The organism is Ferruginibacter sp. (assembly GCF_028288465.1).
Lineage (GTDB): Bacteria > Bacteroidota > Bacteroidia > Chitinophagales > Chitinophagaceae > Ferruginibacter.
On record NZ_JAQBNR010000001.1, the window covers coordinates 161495 to 177519 of the forward strand.

The 16025-nt window shown below is 40.1% G+C and carries 14 protein-coding genes and 1 tRNA gene; 9 read left to right on the forward strand and 6 right to left on the reverse strand.

Annotation, left to right across the window (positions count from 1 at the left end; genetic code table 11):
• On the reverse strand, positions 1-357 hold the full coding sequence (locus tag JWR61_RS00705) for a hypothetical protein (protein WP_301925965.1): 357 nt from the start codon (positions 355-357) through the stop codon (positions 1-3).
• 109 nt (positions 358-466) lie between these two features.
• Entirely contained in the window at positions 467-2704 is a 2238-nt protein-coding gene (locus tag JWR61_RS00710) for a bifunctional (p)ppGpp synthetase/guanosine-3',5'-bis(diphosphate) 3'-pyrophosphohydrolase (protein ID WP_301925966.1), read from the reverse strand.
• 75 nt (positions 2705-2779) lie between these two features.
• Here JWR61_RS00710 and JWR61_RS00715 point away from each other — a divergent pair.
• The 9 genes from JWR61_RS00715 (at position 2780) to JWR61_RS00755 (ending at position 12066) form a co-directional block, all read left to right on the forward strand.
• Positions 2780-2861: transfer RNA gene (locus JWR61_RS00715), tRNA-Leu, on the forward strand.
• Between the two features lie 106 nt (positions 2862-2967).
• Positions 2968-4335, forward strand: coding sequence for a trigger factor (gene tig / locus JWR61_RS00720; RefSeq protein WP_301925967.1), 1368 nt, complete (start codon positions 2968-2970; stop codon positions 4333-4335).
• A 228-nt stretch (positions 4336-4563) separates the two neighbouring features.
• On the forward strand, positions 4564-5256 hold the full coding sequence (locus tag JWR61_RS00725) for a ClpP family protease (RefSeq protein ID WP_301925968.1): 693 nt from the start codon (positions 4564-4566) through the stop codon (positions 5254-5256).
• A 115-nt stretch (positions 5257-5371) separates the two neighbouring features.
• Positions 5372-6001, forward strand: coding sequence for a ClpP family protease (locus JWR61_RS00730; protein WP_290339030.1), 630 nt, complete (start codon positions 5372-5374; stop codon positions 5999-6001).
• Between the two features lie 137 nt (positions 6002-6138).
• A complete protein-coding gene (locus tag JWR61_RS00735) occupies positions 6139-7224 on the forward strand; it encodes a hypothetical protein (RefSeq protein WP_301925969.1) in 1086 nt (361 codons plus the stop codon).
• 186 nt (positions 7225-7410) lie between these two features.
• The gene (clpX, locus tag JWR61_RS00740) at positions 7411-8649 is read left to right on the forward strand and encodes an ATP-dependent Clp protease ATP-binding subunit ClpX (protein ID WP_290339032.1); all 1239 of its coding nucleotides are present in this window, start codon (positions 7411-7413) and stop codon (positions 8647-8649) included.
• A 333-nt stretch (positions 8650-8982) separates the two neighbouring features.
• Complete coding sequence (locus JWR61_RS00745; RefSeq protein ID WP_301925970.1) at positions 8983-10245, forward strand: adenylosuccinate synthase; 1263 nt, start codon at positions 8983-8985, stop codon at positions 10243-10245.
• A gap of 82 nt (positions 10246-10327) precedes the next feature.
• The gene (locus JWR61_RS00750) at positions 10328-10741 is read left to right on the forward strand and encodes a hypothetical protein (protein ID WP_301925971.1); all 414 of its coding nucleotides are present in this window, start codon (positions 10328-10330) and stop codon (positions 10739-10741) included.
• A gap of 47 nt (positions 10742-10788) precedes the next feature.
• Positions 10789-12066: an anthranilate synthase component I family protein gene (locus JWR61_RS00755; protein ID WP_301925972.1), complete on the forward strand. Its 1278-nt coding sequence runs from the start codon at positions 10789-10791 to the stop codon at positions 12064-12066.
• A gap of 1 nt (position 12067) precedes the next feature.
• On the opposite strand, the gene JWR61_RS00760 is transcribed toward JWR61_RS00755, so the two are convergent.
• The 4 genes from JWR61_RS00760 to rplS all read right to left on the reverse strand — a co-directional run bounded on the left by JWR61_RS00760 (position 12068) and on the right by rplS (position 15901).
• A complete protein-coding gene (locus tag JWR61_RS00760) occupies positions 12068-13267 on the reverse strand; it encodes a lytic transglycosylase domain-containing protein (RefSeq protein WP_301925973.1) in 1200 nt (399 codons plus the stop codon).
• Positions 13268-13279: 12 nt separating this feature from the next.
• Complete coding sequence (gene gatA, locus JWR61_RS00765; protein ID WP_301925974.1) at positions 13280-14731, reverse strand: Asp-tRNA(Asn)/Glu-tRNA(Gln) amidotransferase subunit GatA; 1452 nt, start codon at positions 14729-14731, stop codon at positions 13280-13282.
• A 120-nt stretch (positions 14732-14851) separates the two neighbouring features.
• Complete coding sequence (locus JWR61_RS00770) at positions 14852-15142, reverse strand: twin-arginine translocase TatA/TatE family subunit (RefSeq protein ID WP_290339038.1); 291 nt, start codon at positions 15140-15142, stop codon at positions 14852-14854.
• A gap of 390 nt (positions 15143-15532) precedes the next feature.
• A complete protein-coding gene (gene rplS, locus JWR61_RS00775) occupies positions 15533-15901 on the reverse strand; it encodes a 50S ribosomal protein L19 (RefSeq protein WP_290339040.1) in 369 nt (122 codons plus the stop codon).
• Positions 15902-16025 lie beyond the last annotated feature (124 nt).

Below are 16025 nucleotides of genomic sequence, written 5' to 3' on the forward strand. Positions count from 1 at the left end.
TTATTTTTTATCTCCGCCAAATAAACCGCCCACTTTATCTTTCAGGCTATCAAAAGCATCTTCAACTTTTTCAGCAGCGTCCTTTACAAAGTCTTCTACTTTTTGTCCGGTTTCACCGGGGATAACATCACTGATTTTATCCATCATTCCTTCTGCTTTAGGAGCAGTTGGGTCAATCACAGCAGCCGGTGCAGTACTTACTGCTGTAGCCGGTGCCGCCGCGAATAAATTATCGACTGCGCCTGCCATCATTGGAAATTTTTCTTTTACAAAATCTTTGATTGTTTCAACAGCTTTATGAGCCTGTTCTGCGGTAATGCCTGCTTTTTCTGTGAGGCTGGTAATTAATTCGTTCATGGTGTATAGTTTTAAAATTTGTGATGCAAATGTTGCATGTTTAAAAATGAATTTGCAAATCAATTTTCAAAAGGGTTATTCAAAAAAGACACGTAAGGTTCAGAAATTCTTATTCGGTATCGTAGCGCTCTACTTTTTCTATGCCAGACAATTTCAGCAATGCATTGCACAAATGGTCGAGCTCTTCTTTGTCGTGTACAAATATTTTAAGGTTGCCCATAAAGATGCCATCCTTTGCTTCAATGGTCATTGCGGAAATATTAAATTTCATTTCTCCACTGATCAGATTGGTGATTTTATGAATCACGCCCACATCATCCAATCCCACAATTTTTAAACCAGTTAAAAAAGAAATCTCTTTATTTTTCGCCCATTTCGTTTTTACAATCCTATGCCCAAAATTAGCCATTAACCTGGCTGCATTCGGGCAATTGGTACGGTGAATTTTTAAGCCTTCACCGGTAGTTACAAATCCAAAAACGTCGTCTCCCGGGATGGGTTTGCAACAGTTGGCAAGCGTATACATAATCTTGTCACTGCTTTCTCCGAAAATAATTAATTCAGCATCTTTTTTATTGTAAGGCCTGTCTGTAATATCTGCTTCCTTCTTTTCCTCAACCTCCACCTTTACGGGTTTTGGCGGAAACAAACGATCACCGGATGCCGTGAAGTCTTTTAGTTCTTTTAAATCAATTTTCTTAATGGCAATTTCATATAGTAAATCCAGCGACGAATTCAGTTTATAAAAAGAAGCCAACTCCTCAATATTATGCTGCGTCATCATGCCTCCAATGGCTTCCAGTTTTTTTTGCAGAATATATTTTCCGTCTTCAGCAACCTTTCTTTTTTCTTCTTTAAGGGTATCCTTAATTTTTTGTTTCGCCTTGGGTGTTACCACAAGGTTCAACCATTCCTGGCTGGGCTTTTGTTTGGCGCTGGTAATAATTTCTATCTGGTCGCCGCTACGTAATTTGTGCCCAATCGGCACCAGTTTGTGATTCACTTTAGCACCAATGCACCTGCTGCCAACAGCAGTATGTACGCCAAATGCAAAATCCAGCGCAGTGGCTCCAACGGGCAACATTTTAATATCACCTTTTGGTGTGTACACATATATTTCTTCTGTTAAAAAGGAAGTTTTAAAGTCCTGTAAAAAGTCAAGAGAGTTGGTGTCCTGGCTGCTGAGCGCTTCCCTGATCTGGCTAAACCATTGATCAAAACGATTTTCAACGCTGGCGCCTTCTTTGTATTTCCAGTGAGCCGCCAAACCTTTTTCCGCAATCTCGTTCATGCGTTTGGTGCGTATCTGCACTTCCACCCATTTACCCTGTGGGCCCATAACCGTGGTGTGCAATGCTTCATAACCATTGCTCTTCGGGTTGCTTAACCAATCACGCAATCTCTCAGGTGATGGGTTGTATTCATCCGTAATCATGCTGTACACTTTCCAGCAATCTTCTTTTTCTTTTTCGGCAGGCGAATCAACAATAATGCGAATGGCAAAAAGGTCATACACTTCCTCAAAACTAACGCCCTTCTTTTTCATCTTATTCCAGATGGAATGAATGCTTTTCGGGCGACCATGAATTTCAAATTTAAAGTCAGCCCGTTCTAATTTATCCTTAAGTGGCCGGATAAAATCATTTATAAACCGTGTGCGTTCTCTTTTTGTATCATTTAGTTTTTGGGCGATGTATTTATAAGTATCTGGTTCCAGGTACTTCATCGCCAAATCTTCCATCTCTGTTTTGATGGCATATAAACCCATCCTGTGCGCCAATGGAGCATACACATATACAGTTTCACTCGAAATCTTCAATTGCTTTTCCCGCTTCATACTGTCCATCGTACGCATGTTATGCAGGCGGTCAGAAAGCTTGATCAGTATTACCCTGGGATCATCCGTAAGCGTGAGCAGAATTTTCTTAAAATTCTCTGCCTGCTGGCTGGTATTGGTATCCATCACCGTGCTGATCTTGGTAAGTCCATCCACAATTTTGGCTATCTCAGCACCAAATTCCCTTTGAACATCCTGCAGCGTAATGTCAGTATCTTCTACCGTATCATGCAACAGTGCACAGATTGTACTGCGCACACCGAGGCCAATTTCTTCCACGCAAATGCGGGCAACTGCCAGCGGATGTAAAATGTAGGGTTCGCCGCTTTTACGGCGCATGGTTTTATGGGCTTCTGCTGCTATTTCAAAAGCGGTGCGTATTAATTCTTTATCTCCGGGCTTTAATTTAGGTTTCAGTTCTTTAAGTAAACCGCGGTATTGCCTGAGTATTTCCTTCTTCTCTTCCTCTTCGTTGAGGTTGTATTTTAAAATTGGGGGTGTTGTTTCCATCTATTAAAACGAATTTACGAAAAAACATTTCTGTTTTACTTTTTTGTATAAAACCCTTACTTTTGCACCCCTTAACCGGATGTGGCGAAATTGGCAGACGCACCAGACTTAGGATCTGGCGGAGCAATCCATGTAGGTTCGACCCCTATCATCCGGACTTTTTTTGAGTTGATAAGTAGAGTGGTTGAGGAGTTAGCAGTGAATGCTTTCTTTTTTCCATCACTTATCAACTTTTTAATTTTTAACATTACAACATTGCATTTATGGCAACAGTAGCTAGAGAGAACATCGGATTGCTAAACGACAAGATTCTTATAAAAGTTGGTAAAGAAGATTATTTCCCCTCCTTTGAGAAAAAACTGAAAGAATACAGTAAGACAGTTAATATTCCCGGCTTCAGAAAAGGAATGGTGCCTGCCGGCATGATAAAAAAAATGTACGGTGCTTCTATTTACACAGATGAAGTACTTAAGACAGTAGAGAAGCAATTGTACACTTATCTTGATACAGAAAAGCCAGACATTTTTGCACAGCCACTGGCATTGGATGCTGACATCCGCAAACTGGATTTAAATAACCCAGCTGAGTACGAATTTGGATTTGAAATTGGTTTAAAACCGGCTTTTGAACTGGCTTCCTTACCGAAGGCCAAAGCTACCTTACATAAAGTTGAAGTGACAGATGCAATGGTGCAGGAAGAAGTAGACCGTATGCTGATTAAAGGCGGTAAAATGACCGAACCTGAAACAGTTGAGACGGAAGAAGCAGTTTTGAATATTTTGTTTACAGAAGTTGATAAAGAAGGCAATACGATTGAAGGCGGTATTGAAAAAGAGAACTCTGTTATAATAAAATACTTAACACCCGCGGCTCAAAAGCAGTTCATGGGTAAAAAGAAGGATGATGCTGTAGTATTGCAGTTAGCAAAAACTTTTGACAAAGATAAACTGGAAGCATTTGTACTGGATTTAGGTCTTGATAAAGATGACAAGGAATCTGCAAAAAAATATTTTAAACTAACTATTGTAAAAATCGGGCTGGTCGAAAAAAGAGAATTGAATGAAGCATTTTTCGCTGAAGTTTTCCCCGGCGCAGCCGTTGCAACTGAAGAAGAATTCAGAAAAAAATTAAAGGAAGAAATTGAACAATACTGGGATGCGCAAAGCCGCAACCAGCTGCACGATCAGTTGTACCATTATCTACTGGATGAAACAAAAATTGAATTTCCTGAGCAATTTTTAAAGCGCTGGTTACAGGTAGGTAGTGAAGAACGCAAAACACCGGAGCAGGCTGAAGCTGAGTTTCCACAGTTTAGCAGCCAGTTAAAATGGACGCTGATCAGTGACAAGATTGTAAAGGAAAACAAGCTGGAGGTATCTGCCGAAGAATTAAAAGAATCTATGAAGGCGGAAGTAATGCGGTATTTTGGTGGCGTTAGTTTAGGTGATGATACCAGCTGGTTAGACAGCTATGTAGATCGTATGATGAAAGACGAAAAACAAATCGATGCCAGCTACCGCAGACTGGTAACAGATAAATTATTTAACTGGGCACAATCGCAGGTAACGCCTGTCGAAAAGCAGGTAACTGGTGAAGAATTGACTGCAATGCAGCACAACCACCAGCACTAAAAAATTAAGAGGTAAAAATAAAAATGTTGAATTCGCCGGAGTGTAAAGTCTCCGGCATTTTTTTGCTCAAAAATTTAAAAGCTGAAACCAACAATAGGCTGTATTTAACTCAGACATCAAAAACTCAGACATCGGCCATCTCATCCGCCTTTTTGTCGCAATTTTTTTATAGCATAATATTTGGGTTCATCAATCAACTATATTTGTTACCATAAATAATTATATCTCATGAATTTTGGAAAAGAATTTGAAAAATATGCTGTGAAACACCGGGGTATCAGCAGCAATACCCTTGATGGATATATTAAGCACAACGTAACCAACCTAACGCCTAATATCATCGAAGAGCGGCCAATGAATGTAGCTGTGATGGACGTTTACAGCCGTTTGATGATGGACAGAATCATCTTTATGGGCTACCCCGTAACAGACGAAGTTGCTAATATTATCACGGCCCAGTTTTTATTTTTAGAAAGTACAGACCGCACAAAAGATATACAGATGTACATTAATTCTCCCGGTGGAAGTGTGTATGCAGGGTTGGGAATGTATGACACCATGCAGTTTGTAACACCAGATATTGCCACTATTTGTACAGGCATGGCTGCAAGTATGGCGGCCGTACTGATGTGTGCAGGAGCACCCGGCAAAAGGACCGCTTTAAAACATAGCCGCATCATGCTGCATCAGCCAAGTGCGGGTGCCGGTGGCCAGGCAAGCGACATTGAAATAACTGTCAACGAGATTCGTAAAATTAAAAGTGAGCTGTACGAAATCATTGCACAGCATACAAGTCAGCCGTATGATAAAGTTTCCCAGGATTGCGAAAGAGATTACTGGATGACTTCTTCCGAGGCAAAGGATTATGGCATAGTGGATGAAGTATTGACTATCAATCCGCGTAAGGCAAAGAAAGATTAAATCGATAGGACGCCGGCGATGGTACTACTATTAAACATCGTTGTGTCACTCTCTTGTACGGCAAACCATTATTGAACGCTTCCAATTTAAACAGCATTCTAAAAAATTGAAAACAATGAATTACAACTATAACAACAAACAAATACGTTTCGACGACGAAGAAGAAAACCCAAAAGAATTGCCCGAAAACCCGATGGAAAAAATGATGAGCGGATGGCAGTTCGACAAAAAATTTATTGAGCAGCGTAAGATATTTTTATGGGGCGCTGTAGAAGATAAAAGCGCCAAAGATATTACCGCCCGTTTACTGTACCTGGAAGCAATTGATCCGGGAAAAGAAATTACCTTTTACATCAACAGCCCCGGCGGTGTTGTTACAAGCGGTATGGTCATTTACGATACCATGCAAATGATCAGCTCACCTGTAAGTACCGTATGTATGGGCATGGCAGCAAGTATGGGAAGTATTTTGTTAAGTGGCGGCGCTAAAGGAAGACGTTTTATTTTTCCAAGCGGACAGGTAATGATTCACCAGCCAAGCGGCGGCGGACAGGGCGTTAGTGCCGACCTGGAAATTATGGCGGTACAGATACTTAAAATCAAGCAGCTTGGTGCCCGCATTCTTGCTGAAAACTGCGGCCAGACCTACGAAAAAATAATGAAAGATTTTGATCGTGATTTTTGGATGGATGCCAAAGAATCTATCGCTTATGGAATAGTGGACGGCGTGATGAATAAATTGTAGTCTTATTTTAAAGATATCTTATGGCCGGTTTAATCACCGGCCATTTTAATTATAACCTGTTGGGACCTGCGTTTTCAGCAAACATTTCAAATAACTCCCCCGTTAGGGGATGGGGGGAGATTCCTTAACTTTACAATATGCAGTTCGAAGAGATTATCAATGCGAAATTGAGTAAAGACGTGGACCGCCCCATGATGAAAAAAGAGGCTTTCCCCGTGAGCGAAGGCCTCGAGGCGTATCTCAAAAAATATGGCCGCGATATCATTTTACCCATTGCTTACAGAGACCTGCTCAACTACCGTTACGCTACTTCACTAAGAGACAGGTATGGCAAACTGACCCATTGGGAAACCGCCGTATACGATTTAAAAGAAATGGAATTTTTAAAAGAAGGCCTGGTTAAAACCTATGCCATTCTTAAAACAGAAGGCAATTTAAATTACATCAAACACCTGGATGTTGAACGAATAGATTTTTGCGAATTTGGCAATAGTGTGCCTTTCAGAATAAGGATCGTCAATACCATCAATGGCAACTATGATCATTATTATATTAAATCGTTCGATGCATCGCGGATATACGGATTGGAGCTGGAACACCTGCTCTCGCCAAACCGCATTACTTTCCTGTACCATAAAAATACATTGGTAGAAGAGCATATCCCCGGCATACCTGGCGACGTTTTTTTGCAGGATTACATGAACAGGCCCGAAACAAATAAAATACGCATTGCCAAGGAATTTGTAAAATTTAATGAACGCTGTTTCGCCCGTTTATTGGGTGACATGCGTAGTTATAATTTCGTGATTGATATTACTCCGGATATTGAAGATTATCAGTATCGCATCAGGGCCATCGATTTCGATCAGCAATCCTATGAGGGAAGGAAGAATTTGTACCTGCCCCAGTTTTATAAAGAAAATTTTGAGTATGTGGAACTGGTGCTAAAACATCTCAGCCCCGATGTAATTGAACAATACCAGGCCGAAGAGCGCACCACTATGGCTTACCGCGTAATAGCAAGCCGGAGGCAGATTATGGAATTACTGAATATCATGATTAAAGATGAAATATCTGAGAACTACAAAGTAAAGTTGCTGAGAAGCGAGCTGAATGAGCATTTCAATACGAATTACTTTTCCAAATGCAATAGCATGGGTGCCATTGTCAAACGGCAGTTGAAACAGATGCTGCAAAAGCATTTGCTGCAGGTTCCAAAATAGGGATTTGATGTCCAGCATTTTATTAATTATCCGTTTATTTATTCCAATTACACTTATCCTTCTTATTTTCCGTTATTGTATTTTAACAATTGCTGCAACGTTCTGTTACAGAAGATTGTCTGTTAAAGAGCAGCGATTGGTTATCTTTGCAGTTGCAAAAAATAAAAGAGCGTTAAACAGGAAACAATGGCAAAACAACAAACATTACACTGTTCTTTCTGCGGCCGCAGCCGCGATGAGGTAAAAATTCTGATAGCCGGTCAGGAAGGACATATTTGCGAAAATTGTGTGGAGCATGCACAGGAAATCATCGGCCAGGAGCTGATGATTTACCCTGAAACAAAACAGGGTGGAGCAGCGCATAAATTAACCGTAAGAAAACCGATTGAAATAAAGAAATTTTTAGATGAGTACGTGATAGGCCAGGACGACGCAAAGAAAATTCTGGCAGTAGCGGTGTACAACCATTATAAAAGACTAAATCAAAAGGTGGAAAATGATGTTGAAATTGAAAAAAGCAACATCATCATGGTAGGTGAAACGGGTACAGGTAAAACCTTGCTGGCTAAGTCTATCGCCAGGATGCTGAATGTGCCCTTTGCTATAGTGGATGCTACCGTTTTCACAGAAGCTGGCTACGTTGGCGAAGATGTGGAAAGTATGTTGAGCCGCCTGTTACAAGCTTGTAATTACGATGTAGCAGCTGCTGAAAAAGGAATTGTTTTTATTGATGAAATTGATAAAGTCGCCCGTAAAAGTGATAATCCCTCTATTACAAGAGATGTAAGTGGCGAAGGAGTACAACAGGGACTTTTAAAGTTACTGGAAGGAACAGAAGTACTGGTGCCGCCACAAGGGGGACGTAAACACCCGGAACAGAAACTGGTAAAAGTAAATACGCAAAATATTCTTTTCATTTGTGGAGGTGCATTTGATGGGGTAGACAGGATCATTGCACGCCGCGTAAATACGCATGCGATTGGCTTTAGTGTAAACAAGGAATTGCAGGAATTTCAGCAGAAAAACCTGTTGCAGTTTGTCAATGCGGTCGATTTAAAAACTTTCGGTTTAATACCTGAATTACTGGGCCGTTTGCCGGTGATCACCTATCTTAATCCGCTGGATGCACCTACTTTGCGCAATATTTTAACTGAGCCTAAAAACGCTTTAATAAAACAGTTTACCCGCTTGTTTGATATCGAGGGCATCGCCTTAACTTTTGAACCGGCCGTGTATGATTTCATGGTTGAAAAGGCATTGGAATATAAGCTGGGAGCAAGAGGATTAAGAAGTATCTGCGAAAGTATTTTAACCGATGCGATGTATGAATTGCCTTCTCAAAAAGTAAAAACTTTTGAAGTGACCCTGGAATATGCCCAACGTAAGTTTAATACCAGCAAAATGAGTATGCTTAAAGTAGCATAAAAGAATAAATTTGTATGAAACTGCAACCAGCAATTGCAGTTTTTTTTATGTCCGGGAGCGTTCACTTTCTACCCAAGTTTCAAACAAATGCAATTCATTTTAGGTGGTTGTTTTATTTCAATATATTTTTGAGCCGCAAAAAAGAAGTGCAGTATTTTTAGGCGGTAAATAGTTACCCGCTTCGCTTTGATAAAAGTACAAAACAGGTTTGCGGTACAAGAGGGCGATGCAACGATGTTCCACATTGGTTTATGGCCCGGACAAATGACTTAACACTTTACCCCGCTTTCTATTAAGAAAACAGGGGCAACTTAAAACAGATAAAAATTTATAATGGTAGACGTAATTCTCGGACTTCAATGGGGCGACGAGGGCAAAGGAAAAATTGTTGATTATTTTGCTCCAAATTATGATGTGATTGCCCGGTTTCAGGGCGGCCCGAATGCAGGGCATACCTTGTATGTAAACGGACAAAAAGTAGTATTGCACCAAATACCAAGTGGTATCTTTCATGAAGGGAAAACCAACCTGATAGGCAATGGCGTTGTGTTGGATCCGGTAACACTTAAAAGAGAGTGCGGCGTAGTAGCATCCATGGGTGTTGACTATAAAAAAAGTTTATACATCAGCGAAAGAGCACACCTGATTTTACCAACGCACCGGGCATTGGATAAAGCGAGTGAGATTGCAAAAGGCAATGAAAAAATTGGTTCTACGTTAAAGGGCATAGGTCCGGCGTACATGGATAAAACAGGCAGAAATGGATTGCGAGTTGGAGACTTGCTGGACAAAAGTTTTACCTCCCAATACATTAAATTACGCTTGAAGCACCAGCGTTTGCTGGATAATTACAACTTCCAGGAAGATATCAGCTTGTGGGAAGATGAATTTTTTGAAGCAATTGAAGAACTGAGAAGTTTTAATATCGTGAACGGCGAATATTTTATCAATGATAAAATACAGCAGGGGAAAAAGGTACTGGCAGAAGGTGCACAGGGAAGCATGCTGGATGTGGATTTTGGCACTTTTCCTTTTGTTACGAGTAGCAGCACTATCTCTGCCGGTGTATGTACCGGGTTGGGGATTGCACCGCAAAAAATTAAAGATGTGTTCGGCGTATCGAAAGCGTATTGTACAAGGGTGGGCAGTGGTCCTTTCCCGACAGAGCTTGATGATGATATGGGCGAGTTGATCCGCAAAACCGGAAGTGAATTTGGAGCCACTACCGGCAGGCCGAGACGTTGTGGCTGGATTGATTTGGTAGCATTGCAGTTTGCCTGCATGATTAACGGTGTTACGCAGGTTATTATGACCAAAACAGATATCCTGGATGCATTGCCGGAATTAAAAGTTTGTAACGGTTATTCTATCAATGGTGAAGATAAAAGTTATGTTCCATTCCAGATGAGCAAGGTAAAAATTGATCCTATTCACAAGAGTTTTGAGGGTTGGAAAACGGATATTACAAAAATTGATAATTATACAGATTTACCTCAAAAGATGAAAAATTATATTGACTACATTAATAATTTTTTGAAGGTTCCTGTTAAATACATCAGTAACGGGCCGGGAAGAGATCAGATAATACTGGCGTAAAAAATAATTATAAAAATAAATGCCTTTTTTTTTGGCTAATTAAAAATCTATCAGAAATTTTACAGTAACAACTGGTTAAATTATGGCAAAATCTAACAAAGAAAAAAAGGCAACTCCTGCTGAGGACGCACCTTTAAAAAAAACTACTCCAAAAGCATCGCCCAAATCTAAAAAGGAAGATGATGATGACGATGATGATGATTTGGATGAAGATATAAAGCCCGTTAAAAAGGGAAAAGCTGCTTCAAAAAAAGCAGGTGACGATGATGACGACGATGATGATATCGACGATACGGAAGATGAATGGGAAAAGACTGAAGATGATGATGACTGGGATGCAGACTTCGATGAATTTGACGTACCAAAATCTGCTGCAAAAAAATCTGTCGGCAAAAAATCGGCCAAGGATGATGACGAAGATGAATTTAAAGATCTGGGCTTTGACGATTTAGACGTCGATGGCGGTGGTTTTGATGATGACGACGATGATTTTTAGGGAATAATGTATACTGATTTGTAATTGCCTGTAGTTAAAACAATTAAGTGAAAAAAGCTACAACTTTTGCAATTGATGATTTTAATTCTTTTAGATTAAAAATGTTGAACTGGTCAAAACAGTTCAACATTTTTTGTTTACTGGATAATAGTGGTTATTTATTTGATAAGCCTGCTTTTGAATGTTTGCTGGCGGTAGGCTCTAAAGAAAGGCTACAAACCAAAGCCGGCAATTCTTTTGAGGCATTAAAAGAATTTAGTTCTTATCATCATGATTGGTTATTTGGGCATTTTGGATATGACCTGAAAAATGAAACCAATATGCTGCAATCCGGCAATTTTGAAGGCGTAGGTTTCGCTGATATGCATTTTTCTGTGCCCCAAACAGTGTTGCAATTAACCGAACAAACGTTTACGATTTACAGTGAAGGGGATGCAGATACGATATTTTATACCATCGCATCTTTAGAACAATGTGCGGTAACAACTTCACCCAGCTTTACTATAAACAGCAGGTTTTCAAAAGCGGACTATATCAGCAGCGTACAAAAATTACAGCAACACATTTTGCGGGGCGATTGCTACGAAATTAATTTTTGCCAGGAATTTTTTTCGGAGAATGTCAGTATTGATCCCTGGTCGGTCTACACTAAATTAATGCAACTTTCGCCCAGCCCTTTTGCCGCTTTATATAAAGTGGACGATCAATATTGCATTTGCGCAAGTCCGGAACGTTACCTGAAAAAATCGGGTAATCAGATAATATCACAACCGATTAAAGGTACAGCCAGGCGTTGTTTAAAAGATGCTATTGCAGATGAAGAAAGCAGGCAGCAACTACAAAACAGTGAAAAAGAAAAAAGCGAGAATGTGATGGTGGTTGACCTGGTGAGAAATGATTTAAGCAAATTTTGTAAAGAGGGAACTGTAAAAGTTGATCAGTTGTTTGGTATTTATAGTTTTCCGCAGGTGCATCAAATGATAAGTACTGTAAGCGGGGAACTGGAGGAGGGGATGGACTGGACAGATGCAGTAAAATTAACCTTCCCGATGGGATCAATGACCGGGGCTCCCAAACTACGGGTAATGCAGCTAACAGAACAATATGAAAGAACCAGGCGGGGCCTTTTTTCTGGCGCAATCGGGTATGTAAATCCGCAGGGTGATTGCGATTTTAATGTAGTAATAAGAAGCATTTTATACAATGCGGCTACACAATATGTATCTTTTCAAGCAGGCAGTGCCATTACTTTTTACAGCGATCCTGAATCGGAATATGAAGAATGTTTGTTGAAAGCTGCCGCTTTAAAAAAGGTGCTGGAGTAACTTACCTGGTTTTCTTTTTTCCGGGTAATGGATATACCGTTTTAAAATCAGGCACAGATGCATCGCCTAGTAATGCCTGCACGCTTTCATTTAAAATCTGGTATTTGTTGGCAGTAAATAATTGCATTTTATCGGGCGGCAACCGAAGATCAAAGTTGCCGGTAACGGACATAGTTGCATCGAATGAAGGGTTGAAATGATTGAATAAAGCGATATCCATCATTATATTTTTCGCAATAACCAGCGAGTTATATTTTCCTGTAATGGACAGTACTTCAACGTCAACCAATTCATCCGCAGTCAGGTTGGCTGTTTTGAAAGGTCCTGCATTGCCGCTTCTTCCATAGGTGGTACGATTTACTTCATTCCCCATTGGCAGAGCTCCGCCAGAAAATGTGGTTACACCGCCACCGCCTTCCATAATATAATGGGTAGCTATAAATCTTTTAACATAGGTTCTTGATTCCTCGGGCAGATAATACTGAAGACGCCAGAAGTCGTTGCTGCCGCTCTTTTTTATAGCACTGTAGACCCTTCCGGGTCCGCCGTTGTAAGCAGCCATTACCAGCAGCCAGTCGTGCAACTGGCTATATAGATATAACAAATACCTTGCTGCGGCATGTGTGCTTTTATAGTAGTCCCTGCGCTCATCCAACGCTCCGTTTACAACCAGCCCGTAATCTTTGGCAGTGTACGGCATAAACTGCCATGGGCCGCCGGCACCCACCACACTGGTAGCGCCGGTACTTAAATTGGATTCTATTACGGCGATATATTTTAATTCTTTAGGCAAACCGTATTGCTGCAAAATATTTTCTATCAGGTTAAAATAAGGTTTGCCCCAGCCCTTCATATTTTGAAGGTAATTACTATGCGCTTTTATATAATCCTGCACGAAACTTTCTGCATTGGGATTTACCTGTGCAGTATAGGGCATCGAAGCGTTGTAGCTATAATTGGAAAACAGGTTTTTAAAACCATATTTGGTGACCTGGTTGAAATACTGCACTTTATCCTTTTTAGGAAGCGACCTGGTTTTTATTACCTCTTCAATCAAAGAATCTTCTTTGGCAATATTTTCGGGAACAGTATCTTTTATAATGAAAAAGGAGGTGGATGGGGATTGTATTAAATTGTCTTTGCCCTTTGCGCCCGCGATGTAAAGCACACATAAAAAAGATATGGCAACTACTTTTTTCATTATGCAGGGTAACTAAACGTGTTTAAACTGTTGCAGCAACATAGCTGACAACTGCAGCAAAGTTACTTCATCCATTTTATTTGTGAGCACCTGCAGGCCGAATGGCATCCCATTGCCATGTTTGTATAACGGAATGGAGATAGCCGGTAATCCTGTCAGGTTAGCGAATACCGTATAAATATCTGCCAGATACATCGCTATAGGATCATCGCTTTTTTCACCAATCGTAAATGCAGTAGTCGGTGCTGTCGGAAGCATAATCGCGTCATAATTGTTGAAAATAGCAGTTGTACGGTCTGCAAGCATGCGCCTCACCTGCTGTGCCTTTGTAAAATACGCATCAAAATAGCCGGCGCTCAAAACAAAAGTTCCCAGCAGGATCCTTCGTTGCACTTCTTTGCCGAAGCCTTCACTGCGGCTGCGCTTGTAGAAATCCGTCAAATCTTCCACCGCTTCTTCAGTGCGGTGACCGAAACGCACACCATCAAACCTATTAAGATTGCTGCTGGCTTCTGCCGTTGTTAAAACGTAATAGGCTGGTACAATATATTCCAGCAAATCAAAATCAACCGATTCAACGGTATGACCAGCATTCTTTAACTCTTGTATTGTAGAAAAAATGCTGGTGCTGATTTCCTGGTCGAGTGAAGGATGTTGTAATGCCTCATTAAAATAAGCTATGCGGTATTTTTTATCCACCGCCCCGTTATCTCTGAAATCAATTGAATTCTCTTTTACTGTCAAAGGCTGCGTAATTGCTGTACTGTCATAATCGTCCGCTCCTGAAATAACTTCCAAAGCAATGGCCACATCTTCTACAGAATTGCCAAAAATACCGATCTGATCAAATGAAGAAGCATAGGCAATCAATCCGTAACGGGATATCCTGCCATAAGTGGGTTTAAGTCCAACGATACCACAGAAATCTGCTGGTTGGCGTACAGAGCCGCCTGTATCACTGCCTAAGCTAATCATGCACATACCTGCCTGCACTGCCACTGCACTGCCTCCGGATGAACCTCCAGGGACTTTAGATTCGTCCAACGCATTCAGTACATTTCCGTAAGCAGAATTTTCGTTTGTACTCCCCATTGCAAATTCGTCGCAATTGCAGTTGCCAATTATGATGGCCTCTTCGTCCAATAATTTCTGAATGGCGGTGGCATTATAAACGGAAGTAAATCCTTCCAGAATTTTCGATGCTGCGGTAACCCTGTGTTTTTTATAACAAATCACGTCTTTAATAGCGATGACTACTCCATGTAAACGGCCTATTTTGCCACCTTCTTTTCTTGCAGCGTCCAGCAATCTAGCCTTTTCCAGTGCTTCTTCAGCAAAGATTTCTGTAAAGGCGTTGAGGTGCTTTTTAGAGTCAATTTTATGCAGATACAGACTAACAGCTGTAACACAGGTAGTTTGTCCAGCGATTAATTGTTGTTGATATTCTTTAATGGAATTAAACAAAAAGAAAGTTTTGATGGATATGTATAAAAGAGGCTGAAGTGTTTTAACCTGCCTGCTATCCGAATAAATGGATACCTGGCAGCAAAATCACTTCAGCCGTAGTTATGTAATGCTAAATATTTATTTCGCTATGTTCTGAGCCTGAGCTTCCTGCGCTCTCTTTTGTTCCAGCTGTTGTTTTAATTCCCTGATTTCAGAATCTTTATCCTTCTCTTTCATGCCTTCTTCTATTTCATTTTTTACACTTGCCTTGGCATCATTAAAATCTCTTACACCTTTGCCGATGCCTTTCATTAATTCAGGGATTTTTTTTCCGCCAAATAGTAATACAACTGCCAGCAAAATAAAGATCCATTCAGATCCGCCCGGCATCCCAATCAAAAAAACAGCATTTAAACTTGATAGTAGCATGATATTAAATTTAGTCAACAAAGATAAAAGAAATATCTTCTTGAGCAGTTTTTTGATTGTTAATAATCAAATTTTTTAACGGTGAAAATTATCTGAGATACCTGCCACATTTTGCTTTGCCATTGGCGGCTTCATAATTGGTAATACCTCTCGAACAGGAAATAAAATAAATGGCAGCAAAAAAATCAGGAAAGACGTGATTAACTTCCTCATCATCTTCAGTTTATTAAGTTGAGAAAAAGGTTGTTAATCAGAGGTAAAGTATTTAACGGTAAGGATTCCATATCAATTTCCAATAATCATTCCATAAAATTCAATTAGGCAGTATACCAACTAAAAAGGCGAAAATCATCAAATTGATTTTCGCCTTTTAACATATTTAAACGCTTATTATTTTTTCTTAAGGGCAACAGCCATTCTTTTTTCCTGGATACGTGCACTTTTACCGCTTCTTTCTCTAAGGTAAAACAATTTAGCACGGCGTACTTTACCAACTTTATTTAACACTATACTTTCAATATTGGGAGAATAGAAAGGAAATAAACGTTCAACACCCACACCATCACTCATTTTACGAACAGTGAAAGTTGCCGTTGCACCAACCCCCTGGCGTTTAATCACATCGCCTTTAAAGCTCTGGATACGTTCTTTACTGCCTTCAACAATTTTATAGTTAACAGTGATGTTATCACCGGCTTTAAAAGCAGGAAGTGTTGGTTTTGCTGTTAGTTGCTCGTGTACAAAAGAAACTGCGTTCATAATCATTATTTTTAACGGACGGCAAAGGTAGGGGTTTAATTGATAATTGTAAAATGAATAACAGATATTTTTTTATTCTACTTATATTTTTTAAAACTGCCTTGCTAGTTGAAGAAAGAAGTTT

Excerpts from the sequence above, each read along its gene's own strand:
- rplS (WP_290339040.1), bottom strand. The coding sequence starts at position 15,901 with ATGAACGCAGTTTCTTTTGTACACGAGCAACTAACAGCAAAACCAACA.
- JWR61_RS00710 (WP_301925966.1), bottom strand. The coding sequence starts at position 2,704 with ATGGAAACAACACCCCCAATTTTAAAATACAACCTCAACGAAGAGGAA.
- JWR61_RS00770 (WP_290339038.1), bottom strand. The coding sequence starts at position 15,142 with ATGCTACTATCAAGTTTAAATGCTGTTTTTTTGATTGGGATGCCGGGC.
- tig (WP_301925967.1), top strand. The coding sequence starts at position 2,968 with ATGGCAACAGTAGCTAGAGAGAACATCGGATTGCTAAACGACAAGATT.
- JWR61_RS00725 (WP_301925968.1), top strand. The coding sequence starts at position 4,564 with ATGAATTTTGGAAAAGAATTTGAAAAATATGCTGTGAAACACCGGGGT.
- JWR61_RS00750 (WP_301925971.1), top strand. The coding sequence starts at position 10,328 with ATGGCAAAATCTAACAAAGAAAAAAAGGCAACTCCTGCTGAGGACGCA.
- JWR61_RS00735 (WP_301925969.1), top strand. The coding sequence starts at position 6,139 with ATGCAGTTCGAAGAGATTATCAATGCGAAATTGAGTAAAGACGTGGAC.
- JWR61_RS00730 (WP_290339030.1), top strand. The coding sequence starts at position 5,372 with ATGAATTACAACTATAACAACAAACAAATACGTTTCGACGACGAAGAA.
- JWR61_RS00745 (WP_301925970.1), top strand. The coding sequence starts at position 8,983 with ATGGTAGACGTAATTCTCGGACTTCAATGGGGCGACGAGGGCAAAGGA.
- clpX (WP_290339032.1), top strand. The coding sequence starts at position 7,411 with ATGGCAAAACAACAAACATTACACTGTTCTTTCTGCGGCCGCAGCCGC.
- JWR61_RS00760 (WP_301925973.1), bottom strand. The coding sequence starts at position 13,267 with ATGAAAAAAGTAGTTGCCATATCTTTTTTATGTGTGCTTTACATCGCG.
- JWR61_RS00705 (WP_301925965.1), bottom strand. The coding sequence starts at position 357 with ATGAACGAATTAATTACCAGCCTCACAGAAAAAGCAGGCATTACCGCA.